Annotated in this window: 12 protein-coding genes; 3 read left to right on the top strand and 9 right to left on the bottom strand. The window is 72.9% G+C overall.

The window, feature by feature from the left end; genetic code table 11:
* Window positions 1-98: 98 nt before the first annotated feature.
* Genes KLP28_13845 through KLP28_13830 form a run of 4 tightly spaced genes read right to left on the bottom strand, consistent with a single transcriptional unit; the run spans window position 99 to window position 4,253 of the window.
* The gene (locus KLP28_13845) at window positions 99-953 is read right to left on the bottom strand and encodes an ABC transporter ATP-binding protein (GenBank protein QWC84637.1); all 855 of its coding nucleotides are present in this window, start codon (window positions 951-953) and stop codon (window positions 99-101) included.
* A complete protein-coding gene (locus tag KLP28_13840) occupies window positions 950-2,020 on the bottom strand; it encodes an iron ABC transporter permease (GenBank protein QWC84636.1) in 1,071 nt (356 codons plus the stop codon). The genes KLP28_13845 and KLP28_13840 overlap by 4 nt, the downstream gene beginning before the upstream one ends.
* Window positions 2,017-3,141 (bottom strand): iron ABC transporter permease, encoded by a 1,125-nt coding sequence (locus KLP28_13835; protein ID QWC84635.1) that lies wholly within the window; start codon window positions 3,139-3,141, stop codon window positions 2,017-2,019. The genes KLP28_13840 and KLP28_13835 overlap by 4 nt, the downstream gene beginning before the upstream one ends.
* Window positions 3,141-4,253, bottom strand: coding sequence for an ABC transporter substrate-binding protein (locus KLP28_13830; GenBank protein QWC84634.1), 1,113 nt, complete (start codon window positions 4,251-4,253; stop codon window positions 3,141-3,143). Before KLP28_13830 ends, KLP28_13835 begins: the two co-directional genes overlap by 1 nt.
* Window positions 4,254-4,401: 148 nt before the next feature.
* Between KLP28_13830 and KLP28_13825 the strand changes: the two genes are divergently transcribed.
* Complete coding sequence (locus KLP28_13825; protein ID QWC86987.1) at window positions 4,402-5,331, top strand: siderophore-interacting protein; 930 nt, start codon at window positions 4,402-4,404, stop codon at window positions 5,329-5,331.
* Window positions 5,332-5,355: 24 nt separating this feature from the next.
* On the opposite strand, the gene KLP28_13820 is transcribed toward KLP28_13825, so the two are convergent.
* The gene (locus tag KLP28_13820; GenBank protein QWC84633.1) at window positions 5,356-6,243 is read right to left on the bottom strand and encodes an MBL fold metallo-hydrolase; all 888 of its coding nucleotides are present in this window, start codon (window positions 6,241-6,243) and stop codon (window positions 5,356-5,358) included.
* 43 nt (window positions 6,244-6,286) lie between these two features.
* Complete coding sequence (locus tag KLP28_13815) at window positions 6,287-8,224, bottom strand: sodium:proton antiporter (GenBank protein ID QWC84632.1); 1,938 nt, start codon at window positions 8,222-8,224, stop codon at window positions 6,287-6,289.
* A gap of 88 nt (window positions 8,225-8,312) precedes the next feature.
* Between KLP28_13815 and KLP28_13810 the strand changes: the two genes are divergently transcribed.
* A complete protein-coding gene (locus tag KLP28_13810) occupies window positions 8,313-9,023 on the top strand; it encodes a Pr6Pr family membrane protein (GenBank protein ID QWC84631.1) in 711 nt (236 codons plus the stop codon).
* 29 nt (window positions 9,024-9,052) lie between these two features.
* Window positions 9,053-9,547, top strand: coding sequence for a nucleoside deaminase (locus KLP28_13805; protein QWC84630.1), 495 nt, complete (start codon window positions 9,053-9,055; stop codon window positions 9,545-9,547).
* A 39-nt stretch (window positions 9,548-9,586) separates the two neighbouring features.
* Here KLP28_13805 and KLP28_13800 read toward each other — a convergent pair whose 3' ends face one another.
* Genes KLP28_13800 through KLP28_13790 form a run of 3 tightly spaced genes read right to left on the bottom strand, consistent with a single transcriptional unit; the run spans window position 9,587 to window position 12,138 of the window.
* The gene (locus KLP28_13800) at window positions 9,587-10,381 is read right to left on the bottom strand and encodes an SDR family oxidoreductase (protein ID QWC84629.1); all 795 of its coding nucleotides are present in this window, start codon (window positions 10,379-10,381) and stop codon (window positions 9,587-9,589) included.
* A 3-nt stretch (window positions 10,382-10,384) separates the two neighbouring features.
* Window positions 10,385-10,825, bottom strand: coding sequence for a nuclear transport factor 2 family protein (locus KLP28_13795; GenBank protein ID QWC86986.1), 441 nt, complete (start codon window positions 10,823-10,825; stop codon window positions 10,385-10,387).
* A gap of 14 nt (window positions 10,826-10,839) precedes the next feature.
* On the bottom strand, window positions 10,840-12,138 hold the full coding sequence (locus KLP28_13790; protein ID QWC84628.1) for an FAD-dependent oxidoreductase: 1,299 nt from the start codon (window positions 12,136-12,138) through the stop codon (window positions 10,840-10,842).
* Window positions 12,139-12,165: the final 27 nt, after the last annotated feature.

The raw sequence follows: 12,165 nt of genomic DNA, 5'->3' as shown, positions 1-12,165 counted from the left end.
CTGCAGCTCTGCTCGTGCGGGTGCACCGAATGGTTGAACGTTAAGGCACACCAACGACACGGACGCGGCGGACATTCCCCAGCCCTCGCCCCGAGCTGTCAGACCCCGACGTTCTGCCCGGCGGCGGACCCCGGGTGCTCGTTCTCGCTCCGACGGGCCGCTCGGGCGCGACGGTCCAGCGGCACGACCAGCGGCGTCCCTGTGACCGGGTCGTCCACGACACGGCACTCGAGCCCGAAGACCTCGTGGACCATCTGCTCGGTCACCACCTCGGCGGGACGACCCGAGGCCGCCACGCGCCCGTCGGCGACAGCGATGAGGTGGTCGGCGTACCGGGCCGCCAGGTTCAGGTCGTGCAGCACCATCGCCACGGTCGTGCCGCGCTCGGCGTTGAGGTCCTCCACCAGGTCGAGCACCTGCACCTGGTGCGTCACGTCGAGGAAGGTCGTGGGCTCGTCGAGCAGGAGCACGTCGGTCTCCTGCGCCAGCGCCAGCGCGATCCACACCCGCTGCCGCTGGCCGCCGGAGAGCTCGTCGACGGGCCGTTCGGCCAGCTCGAGGGTGCCGGTGACCTCCAGCGCCCGCCGCAGGGCGCGCTCGTCCTCGGGTCGCCACCGGCCGAGCAGACCCTGGTGCGGGTGGCGCCCGCGCGCGACGAGGTCGGCGACGAGCACGCCGTCGGGGGCCGTCGGCGACTGGGGCAGCATCCCGACCGTGCGCGCCACCTCACGGGTGGGACGCGCGGCGATGTCGGTGCCGTCGAGCAGCACCTGACCCGCACTGGGCTTGAGCAGGCGGGCCAGGCTGCGCAGCAGGGTGGACTTGCCCGAGGCGTTCGCGCCCACGATGCAGGTGACCTCGCCCGGTGGCAGGTCGATGTCGACGGGGCCGAGCACCGTGCGGTCGCCGTAGGCGACGCTCAGCGTCTGCGCGGAGAGTCGGTGCTGGTTCACGAGACACCTCGGGTACGGGCTTGCCGGATGAGCAGGAAGATCAGGAACGGGGCTCCCAGTGCGCCGGTGACGACCCCGACGGGGTACTGCGTCGGCAGCACCTGGCCCGCCGCGAGGTCCGCGCCGAGCACGAGGATCGCGCCCATCAGCATGGCCGGGACCAGCAGGGAGCCGCGGCGTACGACCTGGCTCGCGATCGGTCCGGCGAGGAACGCGACGAAGGCGATGGGTCCGGTCGCGGAGACGGCGACCGCGAGCAGGAGCACCGCGGTGACGACCAGGCCGCGGCGTACGGGCTCGACCCTCACGCCGAGGCCGGCCGCGGCGTCGTCGCCCAGCTGCAGCACCCGCAGCTGACGGTCGAGCAGCGCCAGCACGGGCAGCCCGACGGCGACACCGAGCAGCAGCATTCCGATGCCGTCCCACGAGGCGTTGTTGAGGCTGCCCGCGAGCCAGCGGAAGGCGGTGGCGAGGTCGTACTCGTCGGCGCCGAGCAGGGCCGTGGAGATGCCCGCCTGCGCCATGGCCGCCAACGCGATGCCGATGAGCACGACGCGGACGATGTCGAGACCGCCACGGTCCGCCAGCAGCAGCACGATCGCCGCCGCCACCAGCGCCCCGCCGATGGCCGCGAAGCTCACGGCCGCACCGGTGAGACCGAAGGCGAGGATCGAGACCACCGCGGCCAGGGAGGCGCCACCGGTGATCCCGATGACGTCGGGGGCCGCGAGCGGGTTGCGCAGCAGGGTCTGGAACGTCGTGCCGGCGGCGCCGAACGCCAGACCGGCGAGCAGTCCGGTCACCGCGCGCGGCAGCCGCAGGTCTCCCACGGTGAAGGAGGCACCCCCCGCGTCCCCGGTGCCGAGGAGCCGCTCGCTGATGACCGCCCCGATGGTCGAGGGGCCGTAGAAGGTGTCGCCGAGCATCAACGCCAGCCCGAAGAGCACGACCACCCCGGTCGCCATGACCGCGATCATCGCAACGCGGAAGCGGTCGAGCGTGTGCAGCGGGCGCTCGCGTCGCGCGGGCTCCTCGGTCGCGGGACCGGCCTCGGCGAGGACGGTCACAGGGCCCTGGTCCGCATGCGGGTGACCATCCAGATGAACACCGGACCGCCGACGAGCGCGGTGATGATGCCGACGTCGAGCTCGGCCGGCCGGATGACCAGCCGCGCCGCCACGTCGGAGAGCACCAGCAGCGCCGCCCCGACCACGACGCAGGTGGGGAGCAGCCAGATGTGGCGCTCCCCCACCAGCAGCCGGCACACGTGCGGCACGACCAGGCCCACGAACACCAGCGGCCCCGCCACGGCTGTCGCCGCACCGGCGAGCACGACGGCGCCGAGACCGGCCACCAGCCGCGCCCGCACGACGTTGGTGCCGAGCCCGGCCGCCATGTCGTCGCCCAGCGCCAGGGCGTCGAGGGCCGGTGCGGTCATCAGGCAGATGACGGCTCCGGCCAGCAGGAACGGCGCGACCAGCGAGATGCTCGACCAGGTGCCGCCACCGACCCCGCCGACGGACCAGAAGCGGAACTGCGTCATGACGTCGGTGCGCGGCAGCAGCACCGCCGTCACCAGCGATGCCGCAGCGGCAGCGGTCACCGCGCCCGAGAGAGCCAGCCGCAGCGGGGAGGGCCCCCCGCGCCGGCCGGTGCCGGTGCTCGCGACGGCGTACACGAGCGTCGCACTCGCGCCGGCTCCGAGGATCGCCACCCAGATGTAGGACGAGGCGGAGCCGAGCGAGAAGTAGGCGATGCCGACGACGACGAAGAGCGAGGCCCCGCCGGTGACGCCGAGGATGCCCGGATCGGCCAGGGGGTTGCGGGTCACGCCCTGCATCACGGCCCCGGAGAGGCCGAGGGCACCGCCGACCAGGAGGGCCAGCGCCGTGCGCGGGAGACGGCTGAAGACCGCCGCCTCGCCGACGGTGGCGGTGCCGCCGCGCAGACCGTTCCAGATCTCCGTCGGGCCGACGTCGCGTGCTCCGAGCACGACCGAGGCGACCACTGCGGCACCGAGGAGCGTCAGGGCGAGCACGACCGATCCGACGCGCACCGGGGCGGGGCGCGTCAGGCGCTCGTCCTCCCGATCGGCCGTGCCGGCCCCCACGGGGCGTACGACGTCCCGCGTCCCTGTCACGCTCGAGCTGCTGCTCGAGCTCCTCGCTGCCACGGTGGCCGTCGGCATCAGTCCTCCTCGGAGCCCGAGTCGCCCGAATCGCCCGTGTTGCCCGAGTCATCGGAGTCACCGGAGTCACCGGCGAGCGCCTCGCTGAGGGTCTCGAGGTAGTCGTCGAGCTCGCTCTGCAGCGACAGCGGGGTGATGCCCGCGACGACGGCCTCCGGGCTGGAGTCGTCGAGCACCGCCACGCGACCCTCCGCGACGGCCGGGATCTGGCTCAGCAGCAGGTCGTCCTGCAGCGTCGCCAGCGTGTCGTCGGTGCCGTAGGTGACGATCAGGTCGACGTCGTCGAAGCGGTCGGCCTGCTCGGCGCTGAGGGTCGTGTAGAACTCCTCGCTGCCCTCGGAGGCCTCGGCGACGGCCGTCGGGGTGACCATGCCGTTGTCGGCGAGGAAGCCGGGTCGCGGGTCGACCGTGGTGTAGAAGCCGATCTGCGAGAGGTCGGCGGGGTCGAAGTAGGCGAACATCACCGAGGCGCCCTCGAGCTCGGGGTGCTCGGCGAAGTCCTCGTCGATGCTCTGCTGGAGCTGGTCGTTGAACTCCTCGCCCTGCTGCGGCAGACCCATCCCGGCGCTGTCGAGCAGGATCGTCTGCGCGACGTCGGTGCCCCACGGGATCTCGGGGAACGCGACGACCGGCGCGATGCGGGAGAGGGTCTCGTACTCTTCCTGGGTGAGGCCCGAGTAGGCCGCCAGGATGACGTCGGGCTCGGTCGAGGCCACGGCCTCGTAGTCGATGCCGTCCACCTCGTCGAAGAGCACCGGTGTCTCCGCACCGAGCTCCTCGAGCTTGTCCTCGACCCACGGGAGCACGCCGTCGCCGTCGTCGTCGCCGTAGGTCACCTCGGGCATGCCGACCGGCACGACACCGAGCGCGAGGGCGACCTCCTGGTTGGCCCACGCGACCGTGGCGACCCGCTCGGCGGGCTCCTCGATGACCGTCTCACCGAAGGCGTGCTGGATCGTGAGGGGGAACTCCGCCTCCGACTCCGGTGCGGAGGAGGAGTCGGAGGAGGAGGAAGAGGACCCGGTGTCGGCCTGGGAGGACTCCTCGCCACCGCATGCGCCGAGCGCGAGCAGGGGGAGGACGGCGGCGGCAGCCAGACGGCGACGGTGCATGGGGAGCTCCTGTGCAGTAGATTAGGTAAGGCATACCTAAGCACACGCTTCCGCCGGTCCACGACCCCCGCTCACTGTGGTCCGGCTCACGCGTCAGCACGAGGACACCCGAGGAGCCCGCATGAGCACCACCGTCGCCGCCCCCAGCATGCTGGTGGCCGAGGTCGAGGTCGCCGAGGTGACCCGTCTGTCCCCCGCCTTCGTCCGGGTCGCGCTGGCCTCACCGGCGCTGGCGGACGTCGGACGGCCCGGCTACGACGCCCGCTGCAAGATGATCTTCCCCGGACCCGGTGGTCGGCTCGCGCCGCTGCCGCAGGACCCCGAGCAGTGGTACGTCGACTGGCTCGCGCAGCCCGAGGCCGAGCGCAGCCCCATCCGCACGTACACGGTGCGCGACGTCGTCGGGGAGGGCGCCGCGACCCGGGTGGTCATCGACATGGTCGTCCACGAGCCCGACGCGCAGCGCCCGGCCGGGCCGGCCTGCGCCTGGGCCCTCGCCGCCCGCCCGGGCGACCGCGTCCAGCTGGTGCTGCCGCACCGGGCGACCGAGGCGTACGCCGGGGTCGAGTTCGACCCCGGGAACCGCCGTGAGCTGCTGCTGGTCGGCGACGAGACGGCCGTGCCCGCCATCGCGCGCGTGCTCGCCGACCTGCCCGACGGCTACCGCGGCCGGGCCTACCTCGAGGTGCCGGACGCCGCCGACGTGCTCGACCTGCCCGACACCCGCGGCGTCGAGGTCGTGTGGCTCCCCAGGCACGGGGCCGCACCCGGCAGCCGTGCCGTCCGGCGGGTGCGTGCCGACCTCGGGTTGCCGGCCGGAGCGCACGAGGCGGACGCGGACTCCTCGGAGGTGCCGGACCTGCTGTGGGAGACCCCGACCTACTCCGCGAGCGGTGACGGCGTGGCGGCGTCGGACACCGCGGCCGAGGAGCGGTACGCCGACCTCTACGCCTGGATCGCCGGCGAGTCACGCACGGTGACCACGCTGCGTCGTGCGCTGGTCACGGAGCTGCAGGTGCCGCGTACGCAGGTCGCCTTCATGGGCTACTGGCGCGAGGGCGTCTCGATGAAGGGCTGAGCTCTCGTCCCGACGGGGCAGCCCTCAGCCGATCGCGTACGACGCTCCGTCCTCCGCGACCATCGTGGGCCCGCGGTAGTGGTCGGCGACGATGCCGAGCGCGTCGTCGAGCTCCGGCTCCAGGGCCGGCATGAGGTGCGTGAGCAGCAGGGCCTGCGTGCCGGACCGGTGGGCGTGCTCACCGACCTCGCTGGGCTTGGCGTGCAGGTGTCCGTGCGGCACCTGTCGCTCTGGCAGGGACAGGTCGTGGACGAAGAGGTCCGTGTCCTTCGCGAGCCGGATGAGCGGTCCGTGCAGACCGCAGACGTCGCCGCTGAAGGCGATCGAGGCCTCGCCCGCCCCCACGCGGAGACCGATGGAGGGCACCACCCCGTGGGGCACGCCCACCGAGGTGACCTGCAGCTCCCCCAGGTCGAGGGTGCGATGGATCGTCGGGTCGCCGGTGTCGGACGGGGCGTCGGCGACCTCCAGCGCGAACCGGTCGAAGCGGTGCAGGTACCGCCAGGCGCCCTGGCTCCCGAAGAGCAGGTCGCAGACCTCCTCGATCCCGGGCTGGCGGTCTCCGGCCGACGGGCCACGCACCTGCAGCGGACGGTCGCGGCCGGCCATCAGCATCGCGAAGACGACCGGTGGGAGACCACCGGAGTGGTCGGCGTGCAGGTGGGTCAGCACGACCGCGTCGAGATCGTTGACGTCGAAGGAGCGTCCCGCGTGCTCCGTGAGGTGCGCGAGACCGTGGAACACCCCTCCGCCGGCGTCCACGAGGAGGCGTGCGCGTCCGTCGAGCCACACGACGTACGCCGAGGACATGCGCCGCGGCACGAGGTCCTCGCGCAGGAACGGTCCGCCGCTTCCCAGCACCGTCAGGGCGAGCCCGGACTCGGGCACCTGGTCGACTCGTCGGGCTCCCACGGGCATTCCTCCTGAGACGTCGCTGGGTCGGTGCGGGGTGTGCTCAGAGCTCGGGCGAGCGACCGACCTTGGCCTCCTCGCCGAGCTGGGTCGTCTCGCGGTCCTTCGGCACCACCAGGGCGATGAGCGCCCCGGTGTCGTGGGGCAGCTCGCTCTCCTGGTCCACTACGGTCACCACGCCGTCCTCGACCACGAACATCACCACCGCGTCGTCGCCGTAGAAGTCGCGGAAGTCCCGCGAGGTGAACTCACGGCTCAGCCCCGTGCGCTTGACCACGGCGCCCTGCTCGATGAGCTCGTCGAGCTCGTCGAAGGTCGAGGGGGGCTGGAACGCGGTGCGCGCCGAGAGGTGCTCGGCCGGCACCCACCGTGAGCTCGAGGTCGTCGCCAGCTCCTCCGCACGTGCCAGCTGGTAGACGTTCGCCCGGCCCAGCACCTGCGCGAACTGCCGGCCCGACGTCGCGTTGGTCTCGTCGTTGCCGGTGCCGGCGACGAGGCTCTTGATGCCGGACATGTCGAGGTCGCGCACGGCGTACTCGGAGAGGATGTTGGCGGCGACGTTCGGCACCCCGGCGCGCCGGGCCCCGGCGAGGTCGGTGTAGTCCCGGGCGACGTTGAGCGTCGCCACGCCCTCCTCGTTGAGCCGCTGGGCCGCCTGCACCGCCCAGGCCGAGGACCCGACGAAGAGCACGCCCTCACGGCGGTCGGCGGCCAGGCCGAGGCGACGCGCGAGGCGGCCCACGCCCAGGCCGTACAGGGCGACGGTGATGACGATGACGATGAACGCGATGGCGACGAGCTCGTCGGCGTTGCCCGCGATGGTGCTCAGCCGGTCCGCGGACTGCCGCAGCGACTCCGCCCGCTCCGGTGGCGCCGCCGCGGCGGCGTCGGCTCTCTCCTCCGCGTAGTGCTGGAACTCCTGGGCGAAGGTGCTGACCACGGCGGCGGCCACGATGCCGCGCGGTGCCATGCCCGAGAGCAGACGCACCTCCTCCTTGCTCACGTTCGTGCCCAGCAGCCCGAGGTGGATCGAGACCGGCCGCACGACCAGCACCAGCAGGACGGCCAGTGCCAGCGCCTGCGGCAGCACGCCGAGCAGCTGCTCGGGGGTCACCCGGCCGGCGAGCACGATGAAGAGGCCACCGATGAAGAGGACCTGCAGGTTCTCCTTGAACTCCCGGATGTGCTCGAGCTGCAGGCCCGGACGGTTGGCGAGGTAGACCCCCATGACGGTCACCGTGAGCAGGCCCGACTCGGACTGGATCGCGTTGGACGCCATCAGCGCGCCGACCGCGAAGGACAGGAACGTGACGCCCTCGAGGTGGTCGGGGATCACGTGGCGGCGCATCGCGACCTCCATCAGCCACGCCACCGGCAGGGCCACCCCGAAGGCGGCCAGCAGCGTCAGCCCGAGGCCGCTCGCCACCGCCAGCACCGGTGAGTCCGAGGAGCCCGCGACCAGCGCCTGGAAGACCAGCACGGCCAGCGCCGCACCGATCGGGTCGACGATGATGCCCTCCCAGGTGAGCATCAGCGAGGTGCGCTTGGTGGGGCGGAGCGTACGCAGGATCGGCCCGATCACCGTCGGGCCCGTGACCACCAGGATGGCTCCGAGCAGGAACGCCAGCCCGACGTTCAGACCCACGGCCATGCCGGCCAGCGCGATGCCGACCCAGGCGATCGCGACCACCACCGAGCACAGCCGGATCACCGGTGCGCCGAGGTCGCGGATCTCTCGCAGGTTCAACGACAGCGCACCCTCGAACAGGATGATGCCGACGGCGATCATCGTGCCGCCGAAGAGCAGGTCCTGGCCCAGGATCTCGTCGGGCACCACCGCCTGACCCAGGCCGAAGCCGACGATCAGCAGCAGCACCAGCGCCGGCACGCCGAGGCGCCAGGCGATGACCTGCGTGGCCACGGCGAGCACCAGCACGAGGGCGATGTACGCCGCCAGGTCCATGTTCGCGAGCAGATCCACCGCCCACCCCTTCCCTGTCGAGACCACTCGACGCCCCGGCCGACACGATCGCCGCCGGGCCGAGACCGCAGGGCGGCATACTGCCACGATGGTCACCGCCACGGACCGCGATCCGGCCCTCGCGCACCGGGTCCGCCCGGCGTACGCCCTGCTCGCCGCGGTGGCCTGGACGGGCGTCGTCGCGACCGTCCTGATCTCGGCCCTGGACGGCTACGACCGCGGCCCGGTCGATCCCGGGCTCTACGGCGACACGGCCCGCGGGGCGGCCGGAGCGGCGTCACGGGTGGTGGACACGCTCAGCTACTTCACGATCTGGAGCAACGTCGTCGTGGCTGTTGCGGCGACGCTTCTCGTGCTCGGGGTGCGACCGACGGCAACGCGCCGGGTGCTGCTGCTCGCGTCGATGCTGATGATCACGGTGACCGGCGTCGTCTACCAGGTGCTGCTCGCCCCGACCACCGACGTCACGGGGTGGTCCAGGCTGACCGACCCGATCCTGCACGTGGTCGTGCCGGTCCTCACCGTCGTGGTGTGGGTGCTGGTCGGGCCCCGCGGCTGGACGTCCTGGCGGGTGCTCGGACCGGCCCTGCTGCTGCCAGCCGCGTGGATCGCGTGGATGCTCGGCCGCGGGGCGGTCATCGAGGCCTACCCGTACGGCTTCGTCAACGTCGTCGACCGCGGCTACGGGCCGGTGCTGACCACCATCGCGCAGATTCTGGTCTTCGGTGTCGTGGTCGGCGTGCTGCTGCTCGGCATCGACCGGGGCCTGTCCCGCGTACGCGGACGCCCCGGCGCGTGAGGTGGGACGGGGCGGGGCACGGCGTCCTCGTGACCACAAATGAGGCCGACCCCCGCCACGCCGCCCGCTCCGTCGAGCTGGCCCTCGACAACGTCGCCGAGGGCGGCAAGCCCTTCGCCACCGTCGTGGTGGACCGCGCCAGCGGCGAGGTCGTGCACGAGGCCACGAACCAGGTCGCGCAGACCGGCGACGTGACCGCCCACGCCGAGACGACCGCCATCCGCGAGCTCGCCGGACTCGGGCGCACGACGTTGCAGGGCTGCGACGTCTACGTCACGGCCTACCCGTGCCCCATGTGTCTCAGCGCGCTGTACTACGCCGAGCCGGAGCACGTCTTCTACGCCGCCTCGCGGGAGGAGGAGGCCGAGCACTACGAGGACGGCGGCCGCTACATGTCGCTGCTGACCTTCTACGACGAGCTCGGCGCCGACCCGGCCGACCGGAGCCTGCCGACGACGCGGTCGGGCGCCGAGGACCCGGCCCGGCCCTTCGCCGCGTACGCCGAGAGGCACGCCGGGGACTGAGCCGTCGCGACGGCCCCCGAGGGCTCGTGCGAGGCAGCCTCAGCCTGCGGTCACGGCGGAGACGATGGTGCCGGAGCCCAGCAGCTGCAGGCCGCCGTCGACGCTGATGACCTGACCGGTGAGGTACGACGCCAGCGGGGAGCTGATCCACCGCACCGCGTTGGCGATGTCCTCGGGCGTGCCGAAGCGCCCCAGCGGCACCGCATCGGTCCAGGCCTGCACCGACTTCTCGGTCGGCGCGAGACGCTTCATGCCCTCGGTGCCCTCGATGGGGCCGGGGGCGACGGCGTTGCAGCGCACTCCCTCGGGCCCCCACTCGACGGCGAGGGTGCGGACGAGCTGGTCCACCCCGGCCTTCGCGGCCCCGACGTGGGCCTGCCACGCGCTCGGCAGCCACGACTGGGCCGCGGTGATGGCGACGACCGAGGCACCGGGCCGGGTGAGGTGCTCGTACGCCATCCGCACCGTGTTGAACGTGCCGAGCAGGTCGATGTCGACCACGGACTTGAAGGCGTTGGGACTCATCTCCGCGGCGGGGGCGAGGAAGTTGCCGGCCACGACGACGTCGATGGTGCCGAAGCGGTCGACCGCCCGCCCTAGCGCGTCACCGACCGCCTCCGCGTCGCGGACGTCCGCGGAGAAGCCGGCGACCCGGTCCGCGGAGCCGAGCCCGGCGAGCCGCTCGAGGGCGGCGTCGATCTTCTCCTGCGAGCGACCGAGCACCGCGACCTGCGCGCCGGCGGCGGCGTACGCTTCGGCGATGCCGAGGTTGATGCCGGAGGTGCCGCCGGCGATGAAGACGTGGCGGCCGCTCTCACTCGGGTTCTCGGTCACGGGTCAGCCTCTCTCGGTTCCCTGCTCGCCGGACTGCTCACCGGCCTGCTCGGACATGATGCGGAGCGCCTCGGCCATCTGCGCGATCAAGGCTTCGAGTCCGCGCAACGGCCTCGCCATCACGGTGAACTCGGTGATGAGACCCTCGGCGTTCCAACGGATCATGTCGATGCCCTGCACGTCCCGGGTGGCCTCGCCCTCGCCGAGCCGGGCGGTGAACTCGAGGACCGCGGAGGACTCGGAGTACCACTCCTCGTGGTAGGTCAGCGTCGGTCCGAGCACCTGCACCGCTGCCCAGAGGTAGGCGAAGGTCAGCCGCGGCCCGTCCTGCGGGTGGTGCACCGCCGGGCTCCGGAAGACCACGTCGGGTGCGAGCATCGCCTGCAGCGCCGCGGGATCCGGGTGCGCGGCGAAGGCGTGCCAGGCGCGGACGGGTGCAGGCATCGGCGTGCCGCTGGTCATCGGTCCTCCCGTGCCTGGTCGAGCCCGACTTGCGGCCCCGTCTTCTGCTCGGCGAACGCGACCGCGTCCTGCCAGTCGCCGCCCTTCATCAGACGCGCGCGGAACTTCATGATCACACCCTGCCCGTTCAGCGTCAGCGCACCGCGGAGGCGGTCCCCCTCGCGGTAGAGGGCGGTCCAGCGCGCCGGGTGCTCGGTGTCGACGAAGAGGGCGACCTCCTCGCCACGGGGCCAGCCGACCATCTGGATGCGGTGGTCGTACCAGTCGGACCAGAAGTACGGGACGGTCGCGTACGCCGTGCCCTCCTGCCCGCTCATGGCGGCGACCGCGTTGCGCCCGGCGGCACCGCCCTGCTCCGCCGCACTGGTCCAGTGCTCGAGACGCTGCCGCTCCCCCAGCAGCGGGTTGTGCCACGCGGCGACGTCGCCGGCCGCGTACACACCCGGGACGGAGGTCGCGAGGTGCTCGTCGCAGACCACGCCGCCGTCGCGCGGGTCGAGCTCGATGCCGGAGCCGTCCAGCCAGTCGGTGGTGGGGGCCGCGCCGATGCCGACGACGACGAGGTCGGCGGCGAGCGTCGTGCCGTCGGCGAGCTCCACGCCCGCGACGCGCTTCCCGTCGGCGTCGGCGAGGACCCGGGCCACCGTCGTGGCCCGCAGCAGCCGGGTGCCGGCGTCGTCGTGGACCGCGGCGAGGCGTACGCCCATCTGCTCGCCCACCGCGCGCCGCAAGGGCGTCTCGTCGGCCTCGACGACGGTGACGTCGAGACCGCGCTTCACCCCGGCGGAGGCGATCTCCGAGCCGATGAAGCCGGCCCCGATCACCACGACGCGGGCGCCGTCGACCAGGGCCGCCTCGATCGCGCGGGCGTCGTCGAGGGTGCGGAGGTAGTGCAGTCCGGCGAGCTCAGGGACGTCGGGCAGCGTGCGGACGTGGGCGCCGGTGGCGACGACGAGGGCGTCGTACGCCAACTCCTCGGATGAGCCCGAACCGTCCTCGAGGGTGACCGTCCCGCCGGGCCGGTCGGCGTCCGTCGACGGGGTCAGCGCGGTCGCGCGGACGCCGAGCCTCAGCTCGACGCCCTTCTCGGCGAGGTCCTCGGCGGTGCGCAGGGTGGTCGCGGCCGCCTCCGAGGCCGGTGCCAGGAACTCCTTCGACAGCGGCGGCCGGTCGTACGGCAGGTGCTGCTCGGCACCGACGAGCACGACCTCGCCCTCGAAGCCGGCCTTGCGTGCCGCCTCGCAGGCGCGGAGACCGGCCAGGGAGGCGCCGACGACGACGAGACGGTCAGGCACGAGGACTCCTTGTCTGCGGGCTGGCGA

It is taken from the genome of Nocardioidaceae bacterium (genome assembly GCA_018672315.1).
Lineage (GTDB): Bacteria > Actinomycetota > Actinomycetes > Propionibacteriales > Nocardioidaceae > TYQ2.
Note: the sequence above shows the minus strand (reverse complement) of the source record. Positions and strands in the feature narration are given on the sequence as shown.